The 24098-nt window shown below is 72.7% G+C and carries 24 protein-coding genes; 5 read left to right on the top strand and 19 right to left on the bottom strand.

The window, feature by feature from the left end; translation table 11 throughout:
- Positions 1 to 37: 37 nt before the first annotated feature.
- Genes NOCA_RS03950 through hemL form a run of 4 tightly spaced genes read right to left on the bottom strand, consistent with a single transcriptional unit; the run spans position 38 to position 3424 of the window.
- Positions 38 to 799, bottom strand: a complete 762-nt coding sequence (locus NOCA_RS03950) for a cytochrome c biogenesis CcdA family protein (RefSeq protein ID WP_011753994.1) — start codon at positions 797 to 799, stop codon at positions 38 to 40.
- Complete coding sequence (locus tag NOCA_RS03945; RefSeq protein ID WP_011753993.1) at positions 792 to 1394, bottom strand: TlpA family protein disulfide reductase; 603 nt, start codon at positions 1392 to 1394, stop codon at positions 792 to 794. Before NOCA_RS03945 ends, NOCA_RS03950 begins: the two co-directional genes overlap by 8 nt.
- The gene (locus tag NOCA_RS03940) at positions 1394 to 2074 is read right to left on the bottom strand and encodes a histidine phosphatase family protein (RefSeq protein ID WP_011753992.1); all 681 of its coding nucleotides are present in this window, start codon (positions 2072 to 2074) and stop codon (positions 1394 to 1396) included. The genes NOCA_RS03945 and NOCA_RS03940 overlap by 1 nt, the downstream gene beginning before the upstream one ends.
- 12 nt (positions 2075 to 2086) lie before the next feature.
- A complete protein-coding gene (gene hemL / locus NOCA_RS03935) occupies positions 2087 to 3424 on the bottom strand; it encodes a glutamate-1-semialdehyde 2,1-aminomutase (protein WP_011753991.1) in 1338 nt (445 codons plus the stop codon).
- Between the two features lie 271 nt (positions 3425 to 3695).
- Here hemL and NOCA_RS28385 point away from each other — a divergent pair, with 271 nt between their 5' ends.
- Positions 3696 to 4823: a lytic transglycosylase domain-containing protein gene (locus tag NOCA_RS28385; RefSeq protein ID WP_274378270.1), complete on the top strand. Its 1128-nt coding sequence runs from the start codon at positions 3696 to 3698 to the stop codon at positions 4821 to 4823.
- 239 nt (positions 4824 to 5062) lie between these two features.
- Here the strand turns inward: NOCA_RS28385 and hemB are convergent, their stop codons facing one another.
- From hemB to NOCA_RS03895, 7 genes are all read right to left on the bottom strand, one after another.
- Positions 5063 to 6064, bottom strand: a complete 1002-nt coding sequence (gene hemB, locus NOCA_RS03925) for a porphobilinogen synthase (RefSeq protein WP_011753989.1) — start codon at positions 6062 to 6064, stop codon at positions 5063 to 5065.
- Positions 6065 to 6088: 24 nt separating this feature from the next.
- Positions 6089 to 7747 (bottom strand): uroporphyrinogen-III synthase, encoded by a 1659-nt coding sequence (locus NOCA_RS03920; protein WP_011753988.1) that lies wholly within the window; start codon positions 7745 to 7747, stop codon positions 6089 to 6091.
- Positions 7748 to 7838: 91 nt separating this feature from the next.
- Entirely contained in the window at positions 7839 to 8783 is a 945-nt protein-coding gene (gene hemC / locus NOCA_RS03915; protein ID WP_011753987.1) for a hydroxymethylbilane synthase, read from the bottom strand.
- The gene (locus tag NOCA_RS03910) at positions 8780 to 10072 is read right to left on the bottom strand and encodes a glutamyl-tRNA reductase (protein WP_011753986.1); all 1293 of its coding nucleotides are present in this window, start codon (positions 10070 to 10072) and stop codon (positions 8780 to 8782) included. Before NOCA_RS03910 ends, hemC begins: the two co-directional genes overlap by 4 nt.
- Complete coding sequence (locus NOCA_RS03905; protein ID WP_041546128.1) at positions 10069 to 10731, bottom strand: redox-sensing transcriptional repressor Rex; 663 nt, start codon at positions 10729 to 10731, stop codon at positions 10069 to 10071. Before NOCA_RS03905 ends, NOCA_RS03910 begins: the two co-directional genes overlap by 4 nt.
- Before the next feature lie 201 nt (positions 10732 to 10932).
- Complete coding sequence (locus NOCA_RS03900; protein WP_011753984.1) at positions 10933 to 11178, bottom strand: glutaredoxin family protein; 246 nt, start codon at positions 11176 to 11178, stop codon at positions 10933 to 10935.
- Positions 11175 to 12722: a class I adenylate-forming enzyme family protein gene (locus NOCA_RS03895; protein ID WP_011753983.1), complete on the bottom strand. Its 1548-nt coding sequence runs from the start codon at positions 12720 to 12722 to the stop codon at positions 11175 to 11177. The genes NOCA_RS03900 and NOCA_RS03895 overlap by 4 nt, the downstream gene beginning before the upstream one ends.
- A gap of 53 nt (positions 12723 to 12775) precedes the next feature.
- Here NOCA_RS03895 and NOCA_RS03890 point away from each other — a divergent pair, with 53 nt between their 5' ends.
- The 3 genes from NOCA_RS03890 to NOCA_RS03880 all read left to right on the top strand — a co-directional run bounded on the left by NOCA_RS03890 (position 12776) and on the right by NOCA_RS03880 (position 15964).
- Entirely contained in the window at positions 12776 to 13669 is an 894-nt protein-coding gene (locus NOCA_RS03890; RefSeq protein WP_011753982.1) for an HAD family hydrolase, read from the top strand.
- 209 nt (positions 13670 to 13878) lie between these two features.
- Entirely contained in the window at positions 13879 to 14679 is an 801-nt protein-coding gene (locus NOCA_RS03885) for a sigma-70 family RNA polymerase sigma factor (RefSeq protein ID WP_011753981.1), read from the top strand.
- Positions 14680 to 14809: 130 nt separating this feature from the next.
- A complete protein-coding gene (locus tag NOCA_RS03880) occupies positions 14810 to 15964 on the top strand; it encodes a DUF5667 domain-containing protein (RefSeq protein WP_011753980.1) in 1155 nt (384 codons plus the stop codon).
- Positions 15965 to 16117: 153 nt separating this feature from the next.
- Here the strand turns inward: NOCA_RS03880 and NOCA_RS03875 are convergent, their stop codons facing one another.
- The 5 genes from NOCA_RS03875 to NOCA_RS03860 all read right to left on the bottom strand — a co-directional run bounded on the left by NOCA_RS03875 (position 16118) and on the right by NOCA_RS03860 (position 20162).
- Positions 16118 to 17245, bottom strand: coding sequence for a lysophospholipid acyltransferase family protein (locus NOCA_RS03875; RefSeq protein WP_011753979.1), 1128 nt, complete (start codon positions 17243 to 17245; stop codon positions 16118 to 16120).
- A complete protein-coding gene (locus NOCA_RS03870) occupies positions 17238 to 18317 on the bottom strand; it encodes an NAD-dependent epimerase/dehydratase family protein (RefSeq protein ID WP_011753978.1) in 1080 nt (359 codons plus the stop codon). Before NOCA_RS03870 ends, NOCA_RS03875 begins: the two co-directional genes overlap by 8 nt.
- 26 nt (positions 18318 to 18343) lie before the next feature.
- On the bottom strand, positions 18344 to 18445 hold the full coding sequence (locus tag NOCA_RS26345) for a 30S ribosomal protein bS22 (RefSeq protein ID WP_008356322.1): 102 nt from the start codon (positions 18443 to 18445) through the stop codon (positions 18344 to 18346).
- A 132-nt stretch (positions 18446 to 18577) separates the two neighbouring features.
- On the bottom strand, positions 18578 to 18781 hold the full coding sequence (locus NOCA_RS03865; protein WP_011753977.1) for a helix-turn-helix domain-containing protein: 204 nt from the start codon (positions 18779 to 18781) through the stop codon (positions 18578 to 18580).
- 196 nt (positions 18782 to 18977) lie between these two features.
- A complete protein-coding gene (locus tag NOCA_RS03860; RefSeq protein WP_011753976.1) occupies positions 18978 to 20162 on the bottom strand; it encodes an acetoin utilization protein AcuC in 1185 nt (394 codons plus the stop codon).
- 194 nt (positions 20163 to 20356) lie between these two features.
- Here NOCA_RS03860 and trpS point away from each other — a divergent pair, with 194 nt between their 5' ends.
- Entirely contained in the window at positions 20357 to 21325 is a 969-nt protein-coding gene (trpS, locus tag NOCA_RS03855) for a tryptophan--tRNA ligase (protein WP_011753975.1), read from the top strand.
- Positions 21326 to 21361: 36 nt separating this feature from the next.
- On the opposite strand, the gene proC is transcribed toward trpS, so the two are convergent.
- From proC to NOCA_RS03840, 3 genes are all read right to left on the bottom strand, one after another.
- Positions 21362 to 22165, bottom strand: coding sequence for a pyrroline-5-carboxylate reductase (proC, locus tag NOCA_RS03850; protein ID WP_011753974.1), 804 nt, complete (start codon positions 22163 to 22165; stop codon positions 21362 to 21364).
- 110 nt (positions 22166 to 22275) lie between these two features.
- Positions 22276 to 23226, bottom strand: a complete 951-nt coding sequence (locus tag NOCA_RS03845) for a proline dehydrogenase family protein (protein ID WP_011753973.1) — start codon at positions 23224 to 23226, stop codon at positions 22276 to 22278.
- Between the two features lie 79 nt (positions 23227 to 23305).
- Complete coding sequence (locus NOCA_RS03840) at positions 23306 to 24043, bottom strand: ABC transporter permease (RefSeq protein WP_011753972.1); 738 nt, start codon at positions 24041 to 24043, stop codon at positions 23306 to 23308.
- Positions 24044 to 24098: the final 55 nt, after the last annotated feature.

The raw sequence follows: 24098 nt of genomic DNA, 5'->3' as shown, positions 1-24098 counted from the left end.
AGCGGAGCGGGGGAAGGCGCGCGGTGCCGTGGGGTGGTCATAGCGCGGTCTCCGAGGAGCTCACCAGGTGCAGCTGGATCCAGGTGACGGCCTGGTCCCACCAGCCGGTCACCAGCATCAGGCCGACGGCCACCAGCATCAGCCCGCCGGCGCGCATCACCCAGGCCTGGTGGCGGCGTACCCAGCCGACGGTTGCGAGCGCCTTCTCGTAGGCGAGGCCGGCGAGGACGAAGGGCAGGCCGAGGCCGAGGGCGTAGACGGCCGAGAGCACGGCACCGCGGCCGGCGGTCGACTCGGTGAAGGAGAGCGTGGTGATCGCGCTCAGAGTGGGCCCGATGCACGGCGTCCAGCCGAGCCCGAACAGGAAGCCGAGCAGCGGCGCGGCGGCGAGGCCGACCGCCGGCACCGAGTGCACCCGCCAGTCGCGCCGGAAGAACGGCAGCCAGCCGGCGAAGGCCAGCCCGAGCACGATCGTCAGCAGCCCGAGCACGAACGTCATCTGGTCGCGCCAGGTGACCAGCCACGACCCGAGCGCCCCGGAGAGGGTGCCGAGGGCGACGAAGACCACCGAGAAGCCCAGCACGAACAGGACCGAGCCGAGTAGCATCCGGCCGCGCCGGGTGCCGGCCGCGCCGGTGGCGAGGTCGGCGCCGGAGAGGCCGGTCGCGTAGGAGAGGTAGCCGGGCAGGAGCGGGATCACGCACGGGGAGAAGAAGGACACCAGGCCGGCGATCAGGGCCACCGGCACGGCGAGGACGAGCGACCCGGAGAACGCGGTCTGCTGGAACCAGTCACCCATCCGCGGTCTCCCCGCCCGACTCCGCGGCGGCGTTGGCAGCGACCTCGTCGACGACGTCGACCAGGGTCTGCTTCGAGGGGATCTCCCCGGTGATGACGGCGGCGACCCGGCCTTCGGCGTCGAGCACGATCGTGGTCGGGATCGCCGACAGGGTGGTCTTCCCTGCGAACGCGAGGACCGCCTTGCCGGTCGGGTCGTAGATCGACGGGTACTCCGCGCCCACGCTGCGTATGAACGCCTGCCCCTGGCTGGCGCTGGCGTCGCGGATGTTGATGCCGAGGAAGTCGGCCCGCTCGCCCAGTTCCTTCGCGGCGGCGGTCAGCATCGGCATCTCGCTGCGGCACGGGGCGCAGCCCGACCACCAGGTGTTGACCACCAGGACCCGACCCCGGGAGTCGGCGACGTCCACCGGGTCGCCGGTCAGGGAGGTGCCCGTGAGCTCGACGGCCGACCCGCGGTCGGCCGGGTCGACGACGCGCACCCGCTGATCGCCGCTGATGTAGCCCTTGTCGCCGGTGCCCTCCAGCGAGGAGCACCCGGTGAGGAGCAACAGGCCGACGGCCCCCGCTCCCAAGCTGCGCCGGAGACGGGTCATCAGGGCCTGCGCTGCTCGGGCGCGCCGCCGGCGGAGAACGGCGCCGACTTGTCCTGCACGGGGATCAGGTCGCCGGCGGGCTCGGAGTAGCTCACCTGCGTCAACCGGTCACCGACGAAGTGGAAGGACGTGAGAGAGCACAGCGTGCACTGGCGCCGGCGCGGGTCGTGGAGGAAGGAGCGCTTCTCCGCGGCGAGGCGGGTGATCCAGATCGGGAGCTGGTGGGACACGACGACCGCCTCGTGACCGCGCGCGACCTCGCGGGCGTCGTCGACCGCCGCCATCATCCGCGCCACCACCTGCTTGTAGGGCTCGCCCCACGACGGCCGGAACGGGTTCCACAGCAGCGCCCAGGTTCGCGGGTCGCGCAGCGCGTTCGCGCCGCCGGCGAAGCGCCTGCCCTCGAACTTGTTGGTCGACTCGATGACCCGCTCGTCGGTGACGATGTCCAGGCCCCGGGCCCGCGCCAGAGGGGCACCGGTCTCCTGGGCCCGCTCCAGCGGGGAGGACCGCAGGTGGACGATGTCGCGGTCCTTGATGGCCTCGGCGACCTTCTCGGCCATCTGCACCCCGAGATCGGAGAGGTGGAACCCGTCCCGGCGCCCGTAGAGGACGCCCTCGGGGTTGTGCACCTCGCCGTGGCGCAGCAGGTGGACGATCGTGTCAGGGGTCTGGTTCACAGCAGGAGGCTCCTACGTCTGGGCGGCAGCCGCGGCGCGGGCCGCGGTGGGCAGGGCGTCGAGCACGGTCTGGACGGCCCGGTCGTCGTGGGCGGAGGACAGGAACCACGCCTCGTACGCCGAGGGCGGCAGGTAGACGCCCTGGTCGAGCATCGCGTGGAAGAAGGCGGCGTACGCCGCGACGTCGGTGCGGGAGGCGTCCGCGAAGTCGCGCACGGGGCCGGCGGTGAGGAACACCGAGAACATCGTGCCAGCGGCCTGGACGACGTGCTCGACCCCGGCCCGGCTCAACGCGTCGGAGGCCGCGGTCTTGATGGTGTCGGCGGCGGCACCGATGTGGGCGTAGACGTCGTCGGTGGCCAGCCGCAGGGTCGCCAGGCCGGCGGTCGTCGCGATCGGGTTCCCGGAGAGCGTGCCGGCCTGGTAGACGGGGCCCTCGGGCGCCAGCCGTGACATCACGTCGGCGCGACCGCCGAACGCCGCCGCCGGGAAGCCGCCGCCCATCACCTTGCCGAACGTCATCAGGTCGGGGCGCCAGCCCTCGACCGCGCCGTCCAGTCCCCACTGGCCCTGCCGGGAGGCCCGGAACCCGGTCATCACCTCGTCGCTGACGAACAGTGCGCCGTGCCGGGCGCAGGTCTCGGCCAGGAAGCCGTTGAAGCCTCCTCCCGACCCGTCGGCGTCCGGAGGGACGACGCCCATGTTGCCGGGGGCAGCCTCGGTGATCAGGCAGGCGATCCGGTCGCCGTGCTCGGCGAACGCCTTCTCCACCGCGGCCCGGTCGTTGTACGGCAGCACCAGGGTCAGGGCCGTCGACGACTCCGGGACGCCGGGGGTGCCTGGCACCGCGAACGTCGCGAGGCCGGAACCGGCCGAGGCGAGCAGCGAGTCGACGTGCCCGTGGTAGCAGCCGGCGAACTTGACCACGACGTCGCGGCCGGTGAACCCGCGGGCCAGCCGGATCGCCGACATGGTGGCCTCGGTGCCCGAGGACACGAACCGGACCCGCTCGACCGGCGCCCGGGCCGCGATCTCCTCGGCCAGCTCGACCTCCGGCTCGGTGGGAGCGCCGTACGACGTGCCGCGGGCGACCGCGGCGGACACCGCCGCCTGCACCTCGGGGTGGGCGTGGCCGAGCAGCATCGGGCCCCAGGAGCAGATCAGGTCGACGTACTCGTTGCCGTCGGCGTCGGTCAGCCATGCGCCGCGCGCCGAGCGGATGAAGCGGGGCGTGCCACCGACCGCGTTGAACGCGCGGACCGGGGAGTTCACGCCGCCCGGCGTCACCGCCCGGGCGCGCTCGAAGAGCGCCGCGGAGGCGGCGGTGGGCAGGGTTGCTCCGGCGGTCACCGCCTCATTGTCCCCGAGCACGCCAACCGGCGGCGTCCAGGGTCGCGTCTCGGGCCGCCCGGAACCGCGAGAACGTGTTTCAGCGTCATGACCTGGGGGAATGACCGTTCCACCGGGGTGAGCACGAGGGCTGGACGCACGACGTACCGTAACTGTGTGTGACGCCACTCGTTGGTGATTCCACCCGGGCTTGAGGGAGACCCGGACGAGGGAGCAGGAGACGACGACGATGCCGACACGGTCCACGCGATTCGGGCGCGGTCAGAAGGTCATGGCCCTCGTGCCGCTGGCGCTGCTGTCCGCCGCCTGGACGGCCAGCATCGCCGGTGTGGGCGCCAGCACCGCCACGGCCAGCGCCGAGTCCGAGTCCACCGCACTGCCGGACGGCTCGACGGTCCCGACCGAGGCCATCAAGGCCCCGGCGAGCGTCTCCACCTCCGGCGGCCTGGCGCCGGGCGTCCGGGGCGACGGCGCCGGGATCGTCTCCACCGCCTCCACCTCCGGCATCCCCTCCGCCGCCCTGGCCGCCTACCAGCGTGCCGAGACCGTGATCAACGCCGCCGACAAGAGCTGCCACCTCTCCTGGCAGCTGATCGCGGCGATCGGCAGGGTCGAGTCCGACCACGGCCGCACCAACGGCAACACCCTGGACGCCCAGGGCGTCGCCCGACCCGGCATCTACGGCATCGCGCTGGACGGCAGCCACGGCACCACCCGGATCACCGACACCGACGCCGGGCAGTACGACGCCGACGCCCGGTTCGACCGGGCCATCGGGCCGATGCAGTTCATCCCCTCGACCTGGTCGGTCGTCGGCGTGGACGCCGACGGCGACGGCCAGCGCAACCCCCAGGACGTCGACGACGCCGCGCTCGCGACCGCCGTCTACCTGTGCTCGGGCTCCGACGACCTGTCCACCCCGGCCGGGCAGCGCGCCGCCGTCTACCGCTACAACCACAGCTCGTCGTACGTCGACCTGGTGCTCTCGATCGCCGCCGCCTACCTCGACGGCGACTTCACCTCGGTGCCCAACGGCACCACCTCGGCCGGCTACCTCGTGCCCGCCCCGGCGAAGCCGGGCCAGCAGGGCCCGAAGAAGCACCACGGCCAGCCGCACGCGACGCAGACCCAGGGGCCGGGTGGCGGCTCCCAGCAGCCGGCCCCGGAGCCCAGCCCGGAGCCCACCGCGCCGGCCGCACCGAACCCGACCGGTGGCGGTGGCGGTGGCGACCTGCCGGTGCCCAGCGTCCCCCCGCTGCCGTCGACCTCGATCCCCCCGGTCGACGAGCTGCTCACCGTCGCCCAGGCCATCGTCCAGTGCACGCTCGACGGCTACGTCGACAACATCCTCAAGGACGACGACGCGTTCGACCAGTGCGTCTACGACTACACCCACTAGGTGAGCGCGTGAGCCCGAGCTTGCTCGGGCTCACGATCGGCGCCAGGTCGAGGAGCCGCGCGAGCGAGGAACGAGCTCGCGACCGGCGTCTCGAGACCCGGTGACACGACGGTCCGCCTCATCCCCGCGGCGGCCAGCGCGAGTTTCATCGGCCGGCCGATGAACCTCGCGCCTGGACGATGAAGCTTTGTCGTCCAGGGTCGAGATCTGTCGGCCGGCCGATGAAACTGGCTGGCCGCTCAGCGCGCGAGGATCCGCGCGACCTCGGCGGCCCAATAGGTCAGCACCACGTCGGCGCCGGCCCGGCGGATCGAGGTGAGCGCCTCCAGGATCGCGGGCTCGCGGTCGATCCAGCCCTTCGCCGCGGCGGCCTCGAGCATGGCGTACTCGCCGGAGACGTTGTACGCCGCCACCGGGACGTCGACGGCGTCGCGGACCCGGTGCAGCACGTCGAGGTAGGCGAGCGCGGGCTTGACCATCACCAGGTCGGCGCCCTCCTCGACGTCGAGCATGGCCTCCCGGACGCCCTCGCGGGCGTTGGCGGGGTCCTGCTGGTAGGTGCGGCGGTCGCCCTCGAGCGAGGAGTCCACGGCCTCACGGAACGGGCCGAAGAACGCCGAGGCGTACTTCGCGGAGTACGCCAGGATCGACACGTCCGTGTGCCCGGCCGCGTCCAGCGCCCGCCGGACCACCGCGACCTGACCGTCCATCATGCCGCTCGGCCCGACCATGTCGACGCCTGCGTGGGCCTGGGCGAGCGCCATCTCGGCGTACCGGCTCAGCGTGCGGTCGTTGTCGACCTTGCCGTCCGGGGTGAGCACCCCGCAGTGCCCGTGGTCGGTGAACTCGTCGAGGCACAGGTCGCTCATCACCGTCAGCGCGTCGCCCACCTCGCCGACCACGTCGGTGATCGCGAGGTTGAGGATCCCGGCCGGGTCGACCGCGCCGGAGCCGACGGCGTCCTTGCGCTCCGGGATGCCGAAGAGCATCACCCCGCCGAGCCCCAGCTCGGCGGCCTCGGTGACGGCGGCGAGCAGCGAGGACCGGGTGTGCTGGACCACGCCCGGCATCGACGAGATCGGTCGCGGCTCGTCGAGGCCCTCGCAGACGAACACCGGCAGCACCAACTGCCGGGCCTCGAGCGAGGTCTCGGACACCATCCGCCGCAGGGCCGCGGTGGTGCGCAGCCGTCGCGGCCGGACGGTCGGCCCGACGACCGGCGGGACCGGGACCTCGCTCATCGGACCTCGCTCATCGGACCGGGCTCATCGCGCCGAGGTCGTCTTCCGGCGGCCGGACGGCTTGCGGTCCGACGGCTTGGTCACCGGCTGGCCGGCCTCGACCATCGCGATCCGGCGCGAGGCGCCGAAGTCGGCGAGCGCGTCCACCAGCGTGTCCACGTCCGGCTTGGCCGCCAGCACGTCGACCCGCAGGCCGTGCTCCTCCGCGGTCTTCGCGGTGGCCGGCCCGATCACGGCGATGATCGTCGACGGGTGCGGCTTGCCGGCGATGCCGACCAGGTTGCGCACCGTGGACGAGGACGTGAAGACGACCGCATCGAACTTGCCGGTCTTGATCGCGTCCCGGGTCGGCGCCGGCGGCGGGGCCGCGCGGACGGTCCGGTACGCCGTCACGTCGTCGCACTCCCAGCCCAGGTCCACGAGCCCGGCCACGAGGTTCTCGGTGGCGATGTCGGCGCGCGGCAGGAACACCCGGTTGATCGGGTCGAGGAGCTCGTCGTACTCCGGCCAGTCGGCCAGCAGCCCGGCCGCGGACTGCTCGCCGGACGGCACCAGGTCGGCCCGCAGGCCCCAGCCGGCGATCGCCTGGGCGGTCTTGTCGCCGACCGCCGCGATCTTCAGGCCCGAGAAGGCCCGCGCGTCCAGGCCGTACTCCTCGAACTTCTCCCGGACGGCGCGCACCGCGTTCACCGAGGTGAACGCGATCCACTCGTACCGGCCCTCGACCAGGCCGCGGACGGCCTTGTCCATCTGCAGCGGGTTGCGCGGCGGCTCGACCGAGATGGTCGGGACCTCATCGGGCACGGCGCCGTAGCCGCGCAGGCGCGCGGACAGCGAGCCGGCCTGCTCCTTGGTGCGGGGCACCAGCACCCGCCAGCCGAACAGCGGCTTGGTCTCGAACCACGACAGCGTCTCGCGCAGGTCGACGACGTCGCCCACGACGGTGATCGCCGGCGGCGTCATCCGGGCGGCGCGCGCGTCGGCACCGATCCGCTCCAGCGTGGAGGTGACCGTCGCCTGCTCGGTGGTGGTGCCGACCCGGGTCATCGCGACCGGCGTCTCCGGCGAGCGGCCGGCCGCGACCAGGGCCTTGCTGATGTCCGCGATCTGGCCGACGGCCGAGAGCAGCACGAGGGTGCGCGCGTCGACGTACCGGCTCCAGTCGACCCGCTCGCCGCAGGTGACGACAGCGACCTCGCGACAGTCCTTGGTGGTGAGCGGGATGCCCGCGTACGCCGGGACCGCGCTGACCGAGGACACCCCGGGGACGATCTCGAAGCCGAGGCCCGCCTTGACGCAGGCCTGCGCCTCCTCCGGCCCGGAGGCGTAGAGGAACGGGTCGCCGGCCATCAGCCGGACCACCCTCAGGCCGCGCTTGGCCTGGCGGACCACGACCTTCGCGCGCGCCGCGTGGGTCAGTGGCTGGCCGTCCTCGCCGAAGCCGCCGTCGACGATCTCCGGGCCGGCCGGCTCGGCGCCCGCGGCGTCGAGCGGCAGGCCGAGCACCGTGCGGACCAGCGCCGCGTGGTCGGGCACCTCGGTCACCACGACGTCCGCCTGCCGGAGCAGGTCGACGGCGCGCACGGTCAGCAGGCCGGGGTCGCCCGGGCCGCTGCCGACGAACGACACCCAGCCTCGAGTGGATCCCGAGCCGGTGGCGGTGGTGGTCTTGCCTCGCGTCATGCGTTCTGCACCTTGTCTGCTGTGATCATCGAGCGTTCATCGAGCGGTTGGTCATGGGTTGGATCGAGCGGTCCACGGCCTCGGGGTCCGTTCATTGCTGGACCTCCGCCGGATCCCCCAGCCGGTCGGCCCCGTCGGCGAGCATCTGCTCGCCGAGCCGGGTCCCGACGCCGGCGGCGTCGGAGGGGCTCCCCGATGCGGACCTGCGCACCGAGAGCGCGCCGTCGGGCGAGAGCGCCACGGATCGCACCCAGAGCTCGTCGCCGTCCTCGCCCTCCACGATCTCGGCGAGCGCACCGATGGGCGCCGAGCAGCCGCCCTCGAGGGTGGCCAGCACGGCCCGCTCGGCGGTCACCGCCGCCCGGACCCGCGGGTCGTCGAGGGCCGCCGCAACCTGGGCGGCGAGGGGGTCGTCGGTGCGGCACTCGACCGCCAGCGCACCCTGACCGGGGGCTGGGAGCATCTGGAGCGGGTCGAGCACCTCGGTCACGGCCTCCAGGCGCCCGATCCGGGCCAGGCCGGCGCGCGCCAGGATCACGGCGTCACACTCTCCGGAGCGGACCTTGCCGATCCGGGTGTCGACGTTCCCGCGGATGCCGACGACCTCGAGACCGAGGCCGAGGGCGTGCAGCTGTGCCACCCGTCGCGGTGACCCGGTGCCGACCCGACTGCCCACCGGGAGCTCACCGAGCGTCAGCCCGTCGCGGGCGACGACGACGTCGCGCGGGTCCTCGCGGACGGGTACGGCGGCCAGCGTGATGCCCTCGGTGGGATAGGTGGGCAGGTCCTTGAGCGAGTGCACGGCCACATCGACCTCGCCGCGCAGCAGCGCGTCGCGCAGCGCCGCCACGAAGACGCCGGTGGCCGAACCGCCCTGCAGCGGGATGCCGGCGGCCTGCGTCCGGTCCCCCTCGGTCGAGACCGTGACCAGCTCGACCTCGCGGCCCAAGGCCTCGCGGAGCTGGTCGGCGACCAGCCCGGACTGCGTGGTCGCCAGGACGGAGGCGCGGGTCCCGACCCGCAGCGGCGCGCTCACGTCAGGCCCTCCGGTCGGGTGACGGCGTCGACGGCCTCCTGGTCGAGCGCGAACAGCTCGGCGAGTGCGGCGGCGTACGACACGGCACCGGTCTCGTTCGCCAGCTCGCGGACCCGCACGGTCGGCTGGTGCAGCAGCTTGTCCGCGACCCGGCGGACGGTGTGCAGCACCTCGGCGCGGATGTCGTCGTCGAGGCCGGGGACCCGACTGGTGAGGCGCTCCATCTCCGCTTCCACCACGGAGGTCGCCATCGACCGCAGCGCGACGACCGTGGGGGTGACGCTCGCCTGGCGGCGGGCCGAGAGGAACGCCGCGACCTCCTGGGTCACGATCTGGCGCACGGCCTCGACCTCCTGGCCGGCGTCGGAGTCGCGCAGCTCGTCGGCGAGGTCGGTGAGGCCGACGAGGCTGACCCCGGGCAGGTCGGCGACCGTCGGGTCGACGTCGTGCGGGAGGGCCAGGTCGAGGATGGACAGCTCGCGCCCGTCGACGGTCGCCGCGGCGACCATGTCGCGGGTGATCAGGGTGCCGGTCGCGCCGGTGCAGGAGATCACCACGTCCGCGACGGCGAGCTCGGCCGCCAGTTCCGCGAGCGTCGCGGAGCGCGCGCCGTACTCCTCGGCGAGCCGGTCGGCGTTCCCGGAGGTCCGGTTGACGACCGTGACGCTGGCGGTGCCGCGCGCGGCGACCGTGGAGGTGGCCAGGCCCGCCATCGAGCCGGCGCCGACGACCAGGACCCGCTTGCCGGAGAGCTCGCCGACGGTGGCGCGGCTGCGGTCCAGGGCGGCGCTGACGAGCGACGGCGCGGCCCGGTCGATGCCGGTCTCGGCCCGGGCCCGCTTGCCGACTCGGAGGGCCTGCTGGAACAACACGTTGAGGGCCGGCCCGACCGTCCCGATCTCCTGGCCGGCGTTGAGTGCCGCGCGCGTCTGCCCCAGGATCTGCCCCTCGCCGACCGCCATCGAGTCGAGGCCGGCGACCACCTGGAACAGGTGGGACACGGCGCCGTCGTCGTAGTGGACGTAGAGGTGCGGGAGCATCGCCTCGGTGCGCTCTCCGGCCCGGTCGACGACCAGCCGGGAGACCTCCTCCACGCTGCCGTGGAAGCGGTCCACCTCGGCGTAGATCTCCAGCCGGTTGCAGGTCGCGATGACGGTGGCCTCGGTGACGTGCTCGCTGGCGGCGACGTCGTCGATCAGCTTGTGCAGCCCGGGGCCGTCGAGGGCCAGCTGCTCGAGCAGGGCGACGGGCGCCGACTTGTGGGAGATGCCCACGACGAGGACGCTCACGCTGTCACCGCACCCTTGCGCTGCTCGTGGTAGGCGAGGATCTGCAGCTCGATGGACAGGTCGACCTTGCGCACGTCGACCTCCGCGGGCACGGTCAGCACGGTCGGGGCGAAGTTCAAGATGCTGGTGATCCCGTAGGCGACCATCCGGTCGGCCACGTCCTGGGCGGCCACGGCCGGGGTCGCGATCACGCCGATCGCGACGGCGTGGTCGCGGACGATCCGCTCGAGGTGGTCGAAGGGGCGTACCTCGATACCCGCGACCACCTGGTCGTGGCGCGCCGGGTCGGCGTCGAGCAGCGCGACCACGCGGAACCCGCGGCTGCGGAAGCCGGAGTAGTTCGCGAGCGCCTGCCCGAGGTTGCCGATGCCGACGATGACGACCGGCCAGTCCTGGGTGACCCCGATCTCGCGGGCGATCTGGTAGCGCAGGTAGTCCACGTCGTAGCCGACCCCGCGGGTGCCGTAGCTGCCGAGGTAGGACAGGTCCTTGCGCAGCTTCGCGCTGTTGACGCCCGCGGCGACCGCGAGCTCCTCGCTCGAGCAGGTGGCGGTGCCCTGCTCGGACAGCGTCACCAGCGCCCGGAGGTAGACGGGGAGTCGCGCGACGGTCGCCTCGGGGATGTCCCGGGCACTCTCGGGGGAGGTCCGTGCGCTCACTGATCTCGTCTCCAACACGCTGGGGCCACGCCGGGGCCACAAGGGGCAGGGCCGTCGTCGGGCGCGGTGGGACGACCCCGTCCTCGCAACCCGGCCGCTCGTTCACTGTAGGAGTTTGTGAACAGGAGAACAAACCGGACCGGGGTCGTCTCACGGCCGCGCCGGCCCCTTGTGAGATGACCCACGCCGGCCTGCGGGAGGCTAGGACGTGGCGAGTGCGGCCCGCAGCCGGGCCTCGTCGACCCGCCAGAAGTCGTGCTGGCGGCCATCGACGAACGTCACCGGGACCTCGTCGGTGAACCGCTCGCGCAGCTCGGGGTCGTCGTCGATGTGGACCTCGGCGTACGCCTCGCCGAGCTCGGCGCAGACCCGCTCGACGACCTCGCGGGCGACGTCGCACAGGTGGCAGCCCGGCCGGGTGTAGAGCGTGACCCGGGGCGCGCTCACTCGAGCAGTCCCAACGTGCGGCGCCGCTCGATGCCGCGCAGCCGGCCCTTCTGGACCTTGCCGGTTCCGGTCTTGGGCAGGGCGTCGACGACCTCGATGCGCGAGGGCCGCTTGAACCGGGCCAACCGCTGCTCGCAGTGGACGCGGACCGCCTCCTCGATCGCAGCGGGATCGGCGTCGGGCGCCCGGACGTACGCGACGACCGCTTCACCGGTCACCGGGTCGTCGACCCCGATCACCGCGGCCTCGACCACCCCGTCGACCTCGGTCAGGACCTCCTCCACCTCGACCGGGTAGACGTTGAAGCCGGACACGATGACGAGGTCCTTGATCCGGTCGACGAGGAACAGGTCACCGGACGGGTCCAGGAAGCCGACGTCACCGGTCGACCACCACCCGTCGTCGTCGGGGCCGCCCTCCCCGTCGGGCCAGTAGCCGCTGAACAGGTTCGCGCCCCGGATCTGGATCTCCCCCGGGTCGTCGCCGTCCGGAGACCGGCCGGACTCGTCGACCAGGCGCAGCTCGACGCCAGGGAGCGCCGCGCCCACCGAGCCGACCTGGGGCGTCACGCTGCACAGGGTGCTGGTCACCACCGGTGCCGCCTCCGTCAGGCCGTAGCCCTGGTGGACGGGGACACCGGCGCGGGCGGTGAACTTGTCGATCAGCTCGGCCGCCAGGGGCGCGGATCCGGAGAGGACCAGCCGGACCGGGCCGAGGTGCTCGGCGAGATGCTCCTCCCCCAGCCAGTACGCGAAGACCGGTGGGGCGACGGGAACGACGCTGCAGGCCTCGTCGTCGATGAGGGAGAGGGTCTCGTGCGGGTCGAACCGCTCGACGAGCACGAGCTTGGCGCGGTGGCGCAGGATGCCGCCGAGCACGGCGTTCAGGCCGTAGACGTGGAACAGCGGGAGCACGCCCAGCACGACGTCGTCGCCATGGATCATCGGCGGCTCGACCTGGGCGACCTGGTCGAGGTTGGCCAGCAGCGCCCGATGGGTGAGCATCGCCGCTCGGGGCAGGCCCGACGTACCGCTGGTGTAGAGCAGCACCGCCAGCTTCTCGGGGTCCTGCAACGGCGGGACCGGCCGGGCGGGGAGCGCCCGGAGCTCGTCGTGGGCGCGCTCGCCGGGCAGCGGCTCCGCCTCGATGACGACCAGCAGCGGCGCGGGGTCCAGTCCCGCCACCGCCTCCCGCAGGGCCTCGACCGTGTCGGGCTCGCCGACCACCATCCGCGCGCCGGAGTCGGCCACCATGCGGGACAGCTCGCTCACGGTCGAGCGGGGGTTGACCGGTACGGCGACCGCCTGGGCGCGCAGCACGCCGAGATAGGTGGTGACGAACTCGAGTCGGTTGCCGACCGCCAGCAGCACCCGGGTGCCGCCGAGGATCCCCGCCGCGCCGAGGCCGGTGGCGATCCGGCCGACCTCGTCCTCGAGACCGGCCCAGGTGAGGCTGCGGCCGCCGGCCTCGACGACCGCCAGCCGGTCAGGGTGCTCGGCGGCGGCAACGCTCACGAGCTCGGCGATGTCGCGCATCCCAGACATAGGGGGATACTTCCACACCGCGTCCGGCTCGACCGGCGGTCTACCCTGCCCCTGTGACCCCGGCGCACGACAGGCGAGCCCGCCCGCGGAACCTCCAGCTGCGGTCCGTGCTCGCCGGCGAGGCCGCCGCGGCGGCCGCCGAGGTGGAGTCCGCGCTCACCCCGCCGCTCGACCCGGTCGCCGCGGCCTTCTTCGACGTCGACAACACCGTGATGCAGGGGGCGAGCATCTTCCACCTCGCCCGCGGCCTGCACCGCCGCAAGTTCTTCACCACCCGCGAGATCCTCGGGGCCGCCTGGAAGCAGGCCTACTTCCGGGTCGTGGGCGTCGAGGACCCCGCCCACGTGGCCGACGCTCGGGCCTCCGCCCTCGGGTTCATCGCCGGACACACCGTCACGGAGCTCCAGGACCTCGGCGAGGAGATCTTCGAGGAGGCGATGGCGGACCGGATCTGGCCGGGCACCCGCGCCCTGGCGCAGCTGCACCTCGACGAGGGCCAGCGGGTCTGGCTGGTCACCGCCGCGCCGATCGAGATCGCGCAGATCATCGCGCGCCGACTCGGCCTCACCGGCGCGCTCGGCACGGTCGCCGAGCACATCGACGGCGTCTACACCGGCCGGCTCGTCGGCGACCTGCTGCACGGGCCAGCGAAGGGCGAGGCCGTCCGTGCCCTCGCCGCCCGCGAGGGTCTCGACCTGCATCGCTGCTCGGCGTACTCCGACTCCTTCAACGACCTGCCGATGCTGACCATGGTCGGCGACCCGTGCGCCATCAACCCGGACGCCCGGCTCCGGGCCCACGCCCGGGAGCAGGGCTGGCGGATCCACGACTACCGCACCGGGCGCAAGGCGCTGCGCGCCGGCCTGGTCGCGGGCGGCATCGCCGGCGCCGCCAGCGGCACGGTCGCCGCCGGCCTGGCGCTCCGCGGCCGGCGGTTTCCCCGGTGAACCGGGGAAACCGGAACTGTTGACCCGAAGTTTCGGCCCCGGAGTGGCAACTTCCCCGGTGAACCGGGGAAACCGACCCCGGACTCACCGACGACAGGTGCCCGAAGTGCGGACGCCGACGTCCTTTGAGCGGACAGAGGTTCCCAGCGGAGTAACTCACGTTTACGATGGGGCAGGCTTCGGGGGAAGCTTCCGGGAGGATCGAACTCATGTCGTGGGAGGACACCGACGTCGCGCGCGGTCTCGACGCGCTGCGACGCCTCGTGGCCCACGTGCTTGTCCTGGAGCAGCCCCAGCTCGCCGGGACACCCGGGATGCTCGCCACCGAGGCGGTCGCCAGCGGGCGCGCGGAGATGCGCGCGAAGACCCGCCCCAAGAGCGGCCCCGGGACCGGCGACGGCGGTCCCGACGGGTACGGCGACGCGGAGCTCGCCACCTCCTCGGAGGAGGACGAGGCCGAGCGGAGCCGGCTGATCGCGCTGGTGGAGCTGGCCCGCAAGGGCGACGCCGACGCCTTCGGCCTCCTCTACGACCACTACCAGCCCTCGGTCTACCGCTTCCTCTTCTACCGGACCCGGTCCGGCACCCTCGCCGAGGACCTGACCTCCGAGACCTTCTTCCGCGCGTTGCGGAGCATGAACAACTTCCGCTGGCAGGGCAAGGACTTCGGCGCCTGGCTGATGACGATCGCCCGCAACCTCGCGACCGACCACTTCAAGGCCGGCCGGACCCGCCTCGAGCTCACCACCGAGGACATGGGCCTGCACGACGACGCGACCGAGGGCCCGGAGTCGATGGTGCTCGCCGGGCTCACCAACGAGCTGCTGCTGCACGCCCTGACCGAGCTGCCGCCCGAGCAGCGCGACTGCCTGGTGATGCGGTTCCTCCAGGGGATGAGCATCGCCGAGACGGCGGCCGTCCTGGGCCGCAGCGACGGGGCCGTCAAGCAGCTCCAGCTGCGTGGGGTGCGCAACCTCGCGAAGCTGATGCCCGAGGGGATCCGGGACTGATGGGCACCCTCTTCGAAAACCTTTGCGCAGGGCGCCTCGCGCGCGTAACCCCGCCCGGCCACGCCTCGTTGAGGTCGGTGTCAGAGTCCCCGAGCGGGGACCGGGCGAACGGCTGGATGGGGCAGACGAGATGACCTGGGGTTTCACGGCGCAGCGCCGCGCCGAGGAGTTCGACGCGCGAGTGGAGGGCGCGTCGACGTACGACGTCGCCGACCCGCGGGACGCCGAGCTGCTCGCGCTCGTCGGTGCCCTGCGCGCGGTGCCCGAGGCCCAGCCGCGACCCGAGTTCGTCGCCACTCTCCGCGAGCGGCTGATGGCCGAGGCCGCGACCGCGCTCGTCCCCGACGACGTCTCCAGGCTGACCCTTCCGGCGCGTCGTCCCACGCGCGAGCGTCGGCTGGCCGCCGTGGTCGGCGGCATCGTGATCGTCGGCGCCAGCACTTCGCTCGCGGTCGCCTCCCAGTCCGCTCTTCCGGGCGACTCGCTCTACCCGGTCAAGCGTGCCATCGAGCAGGCCCACACCGGGCTCAGCGTCGGCGAGGGCAGCAAGGGCACCACCATCCTCGCGAACGCCTCCGACCGTCTCGACGAGGTCGACGCGCTCACCCGCCAGAACCACTTCGGCGACGAGATCCGGATCGCGGACACGCTCAACACCTTCACCGACCAGGCGACCCAGGCCACCGACCTGCTGCTGGCCGACTACGCCCACACCGGCGAGGCCTCCTCGATCGCTCACCTGCGCGACTTCGCCGCCTCGAGCCTCACCCGCCTCGCCGACCTCGAGCCACTGGTGCCGGCCGAGGCCCGCGACGAGCTGATCCGCGCGGCCGGCGTCGTCACCACGATCGACACCGAGGCCGCGCTGCGCTGCGGTGACTGCGGCGGCGCGGGCATCACCTCCATCCCGGCGACGCTCGGGGCGGCCGCCGAGGTCATCAACGTGCCCAAGCCGCCCGCCGACGCGGTCACCAAGGGCGACCGCACCCGCAACGGCGGCAAGCACGGCACCAAGGGCGCCCAGGGCACCGGCCTCCCCGACGTGGACCCCGGCGAGGTCGGCCCCGGCAGCATCTTGAACCCCGACGGCAGCGGCCTCCAGCCCGGCACCACCACCAGCGGCGGCTCCGACCCGATCGGCGACCTGGCGAACGGGCTCACCGGCGGCGACTCCCCCAGCGATGCGCCGTCGGTCCCCGTGGTCACCGATGTCGTCGACGGTGTCGGCGGCATCCTCCAAGACGTCGTCGACGGCGTCACCGGCGGGCTGCCGAAGACTCCCTGACGGGGGACGCGCCAGCGGACCCCGTGATGGTGGTCGCCCTTCGAGACGCCTCGTCCCTCGGCTCCTCAGGAACCGCAGGCGCGCGACCGAGGAACGAGGCCGCGACCGCCGTGTCGAGACCCAGCGAGCCGACAGGCCACGTCGGTCGCGTGGCTACTTGAACACCGACTCGCGCTGCATCAGCAGCGAGTAGAGCGTCTGCTGGATCGTCTCGCGGACCTGGTCGGTGACGTTGAAGACCAGCATCGGGTCGTCGGCGGCGCCCACGTCGAGCTCGTCCGTGCGGATCGGCTCACCGAACTCCAGCAGCCACTTCGAGGGCAACGGCACCAGGCCGAGCGGCCCCAGGGCCGGGAAGAACGGCGTCACCGGGAGGTACGGCAGCCCGAGGGCACGGGCGAGGGAGGGCAGGTTGCCGACCAGCGGGTAGATCTCCTCGGCGCCGACGACCGCCAACGGGATGATCGGCACGCCGGTGCGCAGGGCGGCGGAGACGAAGCCCCCGCGACCGAACCGCTGCAGCTTGTAACGGTCGCTGTAGGCCTTGCCGATCCCTTTGAAGCCCTCCGGCCAGACCCCGACCAGCTGGCCACCGTGCAACATCCGCTCGGCGTCCTCGTTGCACGCGAGGGTGGCCCCGCTCTTGCGCGCGAGCGAGCTGACGAACGGGAGCCGGAAGACCAGGTCGGCGCCCAGCGGCCGTAGGAACCGGCCGGTGTGGTCGTAGATCGACACGAGGGTCATCAGGCCGTCGACCGGGATGGTGCCGGAATGGTTGGACACCACGAGGGCCCCGCCCTCGGTCGGGATGTTCTCGATCCCGCGGACCTCGATCCGGAACCACTTCTGGGCGATCGGGCGCAGCGTCGCCATCAAGAAGCGCTCGGTGATCTCCTGGTCGAAGCCGTACTCGTCGACCACATAGTCACCGGTGATCCGGCGCCGCAGGAACGCGAGGAACCGCGCGAGCTGGGGCTCCCACTGCTCGCCGAACACCTCCCGAGCGCCGTGCTGCACCGCCGCGAGCCAGTCGCTCGCGGGGATGCCGGCCAGCGGCGCCCGGTCCTGGGTCGTGGTCGCGGGACGCTCGGCCCGGGTGTCGGACCTCGCGGGAGGCTCGGGCGCGGAGCCCGAGGCGGGTCCGGCGGTCCGGCGGCCGGCCTTGGCAGCCGGCGGTCGAGCGCCGGTCGCGAGGCCGCGGGCGGCCGAGGACGGGTGCTTGCCCGTGCCGCGGCCCGGCCGGCCGCGGGTCCCGATCGGGATGATCTCCGCGTCACCCACGGTCGGCTCCTCGGGGGTACGCCGGCGCCGAGGCCGGTAGCGGCGCGGGGACGGGTGCGGGCTCGGGCAGGCCCTGCGCGACCCGGGCCAGCAGCCGGTCGGCGTAGCCGCCGGTGGGCGGCAGCGGGGCCGCGAAGTCCGCGAACGCCCCAGCGGTCGTGAGGGCCGGCTCGAAGCCGAGCTCGGTACGCATCCGGGTCGTGTCGACGCCACGCCCGTACGTGAGCAGGCCGAGCTGCTCGGGCGAGAAGTCCGCGACCCGCGCCGAGCGCAGGGTGGAGCCGACCCGGCCGACCGCGAAGGGCGGCAGCGGGACGCTGGGCCGCTGGAGGCGGCGTACCGCCTGGGAGAGCATCAGGATCCCGGCACCGGCGACGTTGAAGGTCCCGGCGACCTCCGCGGCGATCGCATGCCGCAGCACGTCGAGCAGGTCCTGCTCGTGCAGGAACTGCAGCCGCGGGTCGAAGCCGAGCACGGTGGGGATCACCGGCAACCGGAAGTAGGAGGTGAGCGGGCTCGTGACCTGGGGCCCGATCACGTTGGCCGCGCGGAGGATGGTCACCGAGACGTCGGGACGGCGGCGGGCGAAACCGCGCACGTAGCCCTCGACCTCGGCGACGTCCTTGGCGTAGCCGGAGCGCGGCACCCGGCGCGGCTCCATGTCCTCGGTGAACATCGCCGGGTCGCGGTTGCTGGCGCCGTAGACCGTGGTCGAGGACTTCACCACGAGCGTGCGCAGGCCGGGAGCCTTCTGGCAGGCGGCGAGGAGCTGCATCGTCCCGATGACGTTGAGCTCCTTCATCGTGTTCCGCCCCCCGGCGCTGCCGGGGGTGGAGATGACGCTCATGTGGACGACGGTGTCGACGTCCTCCTTGACGATGACCTTCGCGATGACCGGGTTGCGGATGTCGGCCCGGACGAAGGAGACCTCGCCGATGTCACCGCGCGGCGGTACGGCGTCCACCCCGACCACGCGGTCGACGGACGGGTCGGCCGCCAGGGCGCGCGCGAACCGGCGGCCGAGGTCGCGTGAGACCCCGGTGACCAGGACGACCCTGCCGGCGCTGCCCATGGGGCGTGCTGTGATCGGCTCGGGCGCTACTTGCCGAGCTTGCGACGCTGCACGCGCGTCTTCTTCAGCAGCTTGCGGTGCTTCTTCTTGGCCATGCGCTTGCGCCGCTTCTTGATGACAGAACCCACGGGATACCTTTCAACAGCCGTATCGTCCACCGGTTCTGCCCGGAGGACCGACCTAGCCTAGCCGCCGCACCTTCCCCGGCAGAATCCGCCGGTGAGACGCATCCGTGTGAGTTCGCTTTCAGCCCGGCGAGCTCAACCGGCGGAGTAGAAGCTCTTGCGGAGGTACTCGTCGACGTCCTTCTCCTGGACCCGGAAGGACCGGCCGACCCGGACGGCGGGCAGCTCGCCGTTGTGGACGAGGCGGTAGACGGTCATCTTGGACACGCGCATCATCGCCGCGACCTCGGCGACGGTCAGGAACTTCGAGGAGGAGCTGTCCCCGGGGTTGGTAGCCATCGTGCACCGATACTTTCTGTCTGACGCGCCACCGACTTCCCCGCCGGTGAGTGCACGCGTCGCGCACGGTGAGAATAGAGCCTGATGTGACTCGTGGGGAAGGGGTTGCTAAAAGTCGCCCGAGTGGTGTCGGCGTGTCGACTTGCGCGAAGCCGGCGTCCACCCCCGGCCGGCGCCACCCCGGCGCGACCCGGGATCAGGGAAACGGGTCGAGCCCGTGCAGCGGGAAGACCTCCATCCGGGTGCTGTGGATCGCCCGGTCCAGCCAGATCTCGGGGTCGTAGCCGTCGATCCAGTCCCGGTACGCCGGGGTCCGGCCGTCGGTCATCCGGTGGGGTGCGACCTGGTCCAACGTGGTCTGCACGTGCCTGCGCCACCCCTCCGGGGTCTCGGTGGCCGGGTCGAGCGGCCGGCCGGCCACGATCGCCAGCAGGTGGGTCCAGGCCCGCGGGACCACCTCGACCAGGGCGTATCCGCCGCCGCCGGTGGCGACCCACCGCCCACCACAGACCTCGTGGGCCAGCTCGTGGAGGGCCAGGTAGGCCGCCCGCTGTCCATCCACGGAGAGCATCAGGTGCGCCAGCGGGTCCTCGATGTGGGAGTCGCAGCCGTGCTGGGTGACCAGGACGTCGGGCGCGAACTCGCGCACCAGCGGGGGCACCACGGCGTGGTAGGCGCGCAGCCAGCCGCCGTCGCCGGTGCCGGGGGGCAGCGCCACGTTGACGGCCGTACCCCGCGCCGCCGGGCCGCCGGCGTCGGTCGGGAACCCCGTGCCGGGGAACAGCATCTGGCCCGTCTCGTGCAGCGAGATCGTCAGCACCCGCGGGTCGTCCCAGAACACCTTCTCCACCCCGTCGCCGTGATGGACGTCGACGTCCACGTAGGCCACCCGCTTCGCCCCGCTGTCGAGGAGGTGCTGGATGCCGACCGCGACGTCGTTGTAGATGCAGAAGCCGCTGGCCCGCTCCGGCATCGCGTGGTGGAGGCCGCCGCTGATGTTCACGGCGTGGAGGGACTCCCCCGACCACACCTGACGGGCGGCCTCGACGGTCGCACCGACGATGTGCGCGGCCGCGTGGTGCATGTCCGGGAAGGTCGGGTTGTCGTCGGTGCCCAGCCCGTGGGCCTCGTCGAGGATGCCGGGCATGGTGCCGGCACGGCGTACCGCCTCGATGAGCGCGGGCCGGTGCACCGTCGCGATCACCTCGTCGGTGGCCACGGGGGCGTCGACCCGCCGCAGCCCGGCCAGGACGCCGAGCTCCTCGGCCAGCCGGATGGTCAGGTCGACCCGCAGCGGGGACATCGGATGGGTCGGGCCGAAGTCGTACGCGGTCAGGCTGGGGTCGAACACGACGGTCGCCGGTCCCTGGCAGGCGGGCATGTGACGGACGCTACCGGTAGTCTGGTCCGGTGCTGACGTCCTGTTCCACGTTCCGTACCACCCAGTGGTGGCTCGCCTGACGGCGGACCGCGCACGAAGCACACCCACTTCACCCATCGGCCGCCCACGGGCGGCCGATTCTCGTCGGTCGAGCTGGTCGATCCGCCCGGGGCCCGCACTCCCCAGGAGGATCCATGCATCGCCAGCTCTCCCTGCTCACCCCCAGCGGCCACCTGACGCTCGGCAACCTGCTCGGCGCGCTCCGCCCGATGGCTGCCGCGCAGCGCGACGCCAGCACACCGGCCGCGTGCTTCTACGGCATCGCCGACCTGCACGCGATGACCACGCCGCACGAGCCGGCGCGGCTGCGGTCACTGACCCACGAGACCGCCACCCTCCTGCTCGCCGCCGGCCTCGAGGAGTCGACGCTGTTCGTGCAGAGCCGGGTGCCGGCGCACGCCCAGCTCGCGTACCTGCTCGAGTGCACGGCGTCGACCGGCGAGCTGAACCGGATGATCCAGTTCAAGGAGAAGGGTCGCGACCAGCCGACGACCCGCGCGTCGTTGTTCACCTACCCGGCGCTGATGGCCGCGGACATCCTGCTCTACCGTCCGCGCCAGGTGCCGGTCGGCGCCGACCAGCGCCAGCACGTCGAGCTGACCCGGGACCTCGCGACCCGGTTCAACAGCACCTACGGCCCGGTGTTCACGATCCCGGAGATCACCGTCCCGGCGGCCGGCGCCCGGGTGATGCGCCTGGACGACCCGACCGTGAAGATGGGCAAGTCCGCGGCCGAGACGCCGGGCGTGGTCCGGCTGCTCGACCCGCCGGACGTCGTCCGCCGCAAGGTCGCCCGCGCCGTGACCGACTCCGACACCGGCCCGGACGCCGTGCGTGCCGACCCGAACAAGCCCGGGGTGACGAACCTGCTGGAGATCCTCACCGCCTGCGGTGGCTCAGCGGAGGGCATCTCGACGTACGGCGCCCTCAAGAAGGCGGTCGCCGACGCCGTCATCGCCGAGCTCGAGCCGCTCCAGAAGCGGTACGCCGACCTCGCGGCCGACCCGGCCCACGTCACCAGCGTCTACGAGGCCGGCGCCGCCCGCTGCCGGGAGGTGACCGCCCCGGTGCTCGCGGCCGCGCAGGCCGCGATGGGGCTGTGAGGACGCGGGGTCGGCTGCTGGCAGCGGAGGGGCCGGTCAGCTGCCCTCGGCGAGCGCACGCGACCGGTCGCGCGCGGCCTCCATGGCGGCGAGGAACGCGGCGCGCACCTTGTGGATCTCCAGCTCGCGCAGGGCCGCCGCGGTGGTGCCGGCCGGGGAGGTGACCTGCTCGCGCAGCACGGCCGGGTGGGTGCCGGTCTCGCGCAGCATCTTGGCCGAGCCCACGACGGTCTGGACGACCAGGTCGGTGGCGGTCGCACGCGGCAGGCCCAGGTGGACGCCGGCCTCGATCATCGACTCCACGACGAAGAAGATGTAGGCCGGGCCGGACCCGGAGATCGCGGTGACGGCGTCCTGCTGGCGCTCCGGGATCCGGAGCACCCGGCCGACCGACGCCATCAGCGACTCGGCCTCGGCGAGGTGCTCCTCGCTGCAGTGCGACCCGGGAGAGACCGCAGCCATCCCCTCGTCGACCAGCGCGGGCGTGTTCGGCATCACCCGGACCACGGCGACGCCCTCGGGGACCCGGGCCTCGATGAAGGCGGTGGTGATGCCGGCCGCAAGGGAGACGACCAGCTGGCCCGGGCGCAGCTCGCCGGCGATCTCCTCGAGCAGGTCGCCCATGTCCTGGGGCTTGACGACCAGGGCGAGCGTGTCGGCCTTGCGGGCCGCCTCGGCGTTGCCGACCACGGCGACGCCGTACCGCTCCTCGAGCTCCTGGGCGCGCTCGGGGCGCTTCTCGCCGACCAGCAGGTGGTCGACGCGGCGGCCGGCGCGCACCAGGCCGGAGAGCAGGGTCTCGCCCATCACGCCGGCGCCGAGGATGGCGGTCTGGGACATCGGTACCTCCGGACTTTCGACGCGCCCGTCGCGACCTCGTGCCTCGGTCGCGGGGCATGCTCGATCTTCACCCACAACGCGTCCGCTCCTTCGTCGCGGACGCTGTGGTCTCACTTCTTCGAGACCAGGGACTTCACGAAGAATGACAGGTTCTGCGGACGCTCCGCGAGCCTTCTCATCAGGTAGCCGTACCACTCGGTGCCGTAGGGCACGTAGACCCGCATCGTCTCGCCGCTGGCGACCAGGCGCCGCTGCTCCTCGGGGCGGATGCCGTAGAGCATCTGGTACTCGTAGGTCCCGGCCGCGCGGCCGTAGCGGCTGGCCAGTGACGACGCGATCTCGATCATCCGGGGGTCGTGGGTGGCGATCATCGGGTAGCCCTCGCCGGCGAGCAGCACCTTGAGGCAGCGCACGTACGACTTCGAGATCTCCAGCCGGTCCTGGAAGGCGACGGACTCCGGCTCGAGGTAGGCGCCCTTGCAGAGCCGGACCCGCGAGCCCTCGTAGGCCAGCGCCCGGCAGTCGCTCTCGGTCCGGTGCAGCGCGGCCTGGAGCACAGCACCCGTCTCGGGGAAGTCCTTGCGCAGCTCGCGCAGGATCGACAGCGTCGAGTCCGTGGTCGTGTGGTCCTCCATGTCGAGGGTGACCGCGGTGCCGGCGTTGCGGGCGGCCCGGCAGATCGTGCGGGCGTTCTCGAGGGCGATCTTCTCCCCTCCCCCGAAGCCCACGGCGTCGGGGAGGAACTGGCCGATGGCGCTGAGCTTCACCGAGACCTCGGCGTTGCGGGTCAGGCCGCGAGCCGAGAGCTCCTGGAGCACGTCGAGGTACGCCGCGACCGTCGCGTCGGCCTGCTCCGCGTCGGTGGTGTCCTCACCCAGGTAGTCCAGCGTGACCCGCAGACCGCCGTCCACGAGCTCCGCGGTCGCGCCCACGGCCGACTCGGTCGTCTCGCCCGGGACGTAGCTGCGGACGATGCCGGCCGACACGGGCATGCCGCTGACGACCTTCTTCACCAGCGAGCTGCGGGCGAGGAGCAGGAGCGGCTGACGGAGGAGCGACATGACCTCAGGCTACGACGAGGCCGGCCTAGGGCCGTCCCGGGGCCACCTCGGGCCAGGGTCAGCCAAGGGTCAGCCAGGATCAGGGAGTACGACGACGCAGCGTGGCCGCCCCGAACGCCAGTCCCGCGACGGCGAACGCGCCCACGATCGCGACGTCTCGCCAGACCTGGCCGGTGGCGGAGCTCGTGGTCAGGTGCTGCATCGCATCGACGGCGTACGACAGCGGGAGCACGTCGCTGAGCTGACGCAGCACGTCGGGCAGCAGCTCACGCGGCACCAGGAGCCCGCACAGCAGCAGCTGGGGGATCACGATGGCGGGCATGAACTGGACGGCCTGGAACTCGGTCTGCGCGAACGCGGAGACGAACAGGCCCAGGGCGCTGCCCAGGACGGCGTCGACCACGGCGACGACGGTCAGCAGCCAGACCGGGCCCTCGAGGTCGAGGTCGAGCAGCCCGATGCTGACGGCGACGGCGAGTACCGACTGCACGGCGGCGACCAGGCCGAACGCGATCGCGTAGCCCACCAGGAAGTCGAGCTTGCCCATCGGCATCGCGAGCAGCCGCTCGAGGGTGCCGCTGGAGCGCTCCCGGAGCGTGGTGACGCTGGTGACCAGGAACATCACGATCACGGGGAACATCGCGAGCAACGCGGGCCCGATGCGGTCGAAGAGCAGCGGGTTCGCCTCGTCGTACATCCACCACATCAAGGAGATGAGCAGGCAGGGCAGCACCAGCAGCATGGCGAGCGTGCGGTGGTCGCGACGCAGCTGGATCAGGACGCGTCCGGCGACGGCGAGGGTGATCCGGGCGTTCATTCGGGGCCCCCGGGAAGTCGTGACCGGAGGAGCGCAGCGGGGGAAGGCGCGAGTT

The sequence above is a fragment of the Nocardioides sp. JS614 genome (assembly GCF_000015265.1).
In the GTDB taxonomy this organism is placed as follows: Bacteria; Actinomycetota; Actinomycetes; order Propionibacteriales; family Nocardioidaceae; genus Nocardioides.
Note: the sequence above shows the minus strand (reverse complement) of the source record. Positions and strands in the feature narration are given on the sequence as shown.

Excerpts from the sequence above, each read along its gene's own strand:
- NOCA_RS03950 (WP_011753994.1), bottom strand. The coding sequence starts at position 799 with ATGGGTGACTGGTTCCAGCAGACCGCGTTCTCCGGGTCGCTCGTCCTC.
- NOCA_RS03945 (WP_011753993.1), bottom strand. The coding sequence starts at position 1,394 with ATGACCCGTCTCCGGCGCAGCTTGGGAGCGGGGGCCGTCGGCCTGTTG.
- NOCA_RS28385 (WP_274378270.1), top strand. The coding sequence starts at position 3,696 with ATGGCCCTCGTGCCGCTGGCGCTGCTGTCCGCCGCCTGGACGGCCAGC.
- hemB (WP_011753989.1), bottom strand. The coding sequence starts at position 6,064 with ATGAGCGAGGTCCCGGTCCCGCCGGTCGTCGGGCCGACCGTCCGGCCG.
- NOCA_RS03920 (WP_011753988.1), bottom strand. The coding sequence starts at position 7,747 with ATGACGCGAGGCAAGACCACCACCGCCACCGGCTCGGGATCCACTCGA.
- NOCA_RS03895 (WP_011753983.1), bottom strand. The coding sequence starts at position 12,722 with ATGTCTGGGATGCGCGACATCGCCGAGCTCGTGAGCGTTGCCGCCGCC.
- NOCA_RS03885 (WP_011753981.1), top strand. The coding sequence starts at position 13,879 with ATGTCGTGGGAGGACACCGACGTCGCGCGCGGTCTCGACGCGCTGCGA.
- NOCA_RS03880 (WP_011753980.1), top strand. The coding sequence starts at position 14,810 with ATGACCTGGGGTTTCACGGCGCAGCGCCGCGCCGAGGAGTTCGACGCG.
- NOCA_RS03870 (WP_011753978.1), bottom strand. The coding sequence starts at position 18,317 with ATGGGCAGCGCCGGCAGGGTCGTCCTGGTCACCGGGGTCTCACGCGAC.
- NOCA_RS03865 (WP_011753977.1), bottom strand. The coding sequence starts at position 18,781 with ATGGCTACCAACCCCGGGGACAGCTCCTCCTCGAAGTTCCTGACCGTC.
- NOCA_RS03860 (WP_011753976.1), bottom strand. The coding sequence starts at position 20,162 with ATGCCCGCCTGCCAGGGACCGGCGACCGTCGTGTTCGACCCCAGCCTG.
- trpS (WP_011753975.1), top strand. The coding sequence starts at position 20,357 with ATGCATCGCCAGCTCTCCCTGCTCACCCCCAGCGGCCACCTGACGCTC.
- proC (WP_011753974.1), bottom strand. The coding sequence starts at position 22,165 with ATGTCCCAGACCGCCATCCTCGGCGCCGGCGTGATGGGCGAGACCCTG.
- NOCA_RS03845 (WP_011753973.1), bottom strand. The coding sequence starts at position 23,226 with ATGTCGCTCCTCCGTCAGCCGCTCCTGCTCCTCGCCCGCAGCTCGCTG.
- NOCA_RS03840 (WP_011753972.1), bottom strand. The coding sequence starts at position 24,043 with ATGAACGCCCGGATCACCCTCGCCGTCGCCGGACGCGTCCTGATCCAG.